This window comes from Roseibium litorale (genome assembly GCF_014842915.1).
Taxonomy (GTDB): Bacteria; Pseudomonadota; Alphaproteobacteria; order Rhizobiales; family Stappiaceae; genus Roseibium; species Roseibium litorale.
Map to the genome: position 1 here is coordinate 1 of NZ_JACYXI010000035.1, position 1113 is coordinate 1113.

Below are 1113 nucleotides of genomic sequence, written 5' to 3' on the forward strand. Positions count from 1 at the left end.
GCATGGCAACTGTGTTTATGCGAAGGTTCGTTTGTCTCTGAGCATAGCGTTGAGGACGGTTAGAAGCTTTCTTGCGACGGCGATGAGGGCCAGCTTTTTGGAGCCGGACCGGTTCGCGATTGCCTGGAAGAAGAGCTTGAACCTTGTATTTGCGCGGATTGCTCCAAGGGCAGCCATATAAAGGGCGTTGCGCACACGCCGTCTCCCGCCCCTGATATGCTTGCGGCCGCGTCTGGGGCCGCTGTCGTCGTTGAATGGGGCAAGTCCGGCAAGGGCCGAGATTTTCTTAGGCGGCAAGGTCCCCAGTTCCGGCATGTGGGCGACCAGCGTCAGGGCAGTGATTTTGCCGATCCCAGGTGCCGAGATCAGACGGCTCTGGTGTTCCGCCAGATCTGGACAGCTTCGGGTATAGTGATCGATCTCGGCTTCGATGAGAGCGATGCGGGCGTTTAGCGTGGCAAGAACGGCATCAAGGTCAGCGACAATGAAGGGGTCATCGGCCTCCGCGCGATGGCGCTTTTCCAGGGCACGCAGCTCGACAAGCTGATCGCGCCGGCGCGCAAGGGCGGCCAGGCGCTCACGCTCTGCGCAAGGCGGCTGCGAGACCGCTGGCTTCATGATTGCGCCAAAGGCCGAAAGGCCCTCCGCGTCAATCCTGTCGGTCTTGGCGAATTGCCCGCGCAATTCGGCAAAGCGCCGGGCCTGGAGCGGGTTGAGCCGTGAAAAGGCAATGCCATGGGTCGCCAATGCATGACGTAACTTACGATCATGGACCCCCGTCGCTTCCATGATGAGGCAGCAGTTCGTGTCCTTGATCGAGGTGAGGAAAGCCTCGATTTCCTCGCTGGTATTGCCGATCCGCAGGAACCGCCGGGTCCGGGGATCGAAGATATCGAGAAAGGCTTTGGAGATATCGCAGCCGAAGACGGTTTGATGTAGGGTCATGGGGCCTGGTCCTGTGATGCGAGGTCTGCGCCAACAGCCTCATGCAACTGTTCAGGTTGGGTGGCTAAAGCGGGAGGGGGCCAAGCCATGCCGCGATCTCCCAAAAGGGGATCAGGATTGCATCGGCCTCCCTCCCGTACCAACAATAGACCAAACCAGACACACAGG

1 protein-coding gene is annotated in these 1113 nt (G+C 59.8%); it reads right to left on the reverse strand.

Going from position 1 to position 1113, the window contains the following annotated elements:
- Positions 1–15: 15 nt before the first annotated feature.
- Positions 16–945 carry an IS110 family RNA-guided transposase gene (locus tag IG616_RS22820; protein ID WP_192151287.1) on the reverse strand — a complete coding sequence of 310 codons (930 nt, stop codon included), beginning with the start codon at positions 943–945 and terminating at the stop codon, positions 16–18.
- Between the last annotated feature and the right edge of the window lie 168 nt (positions 946–1113).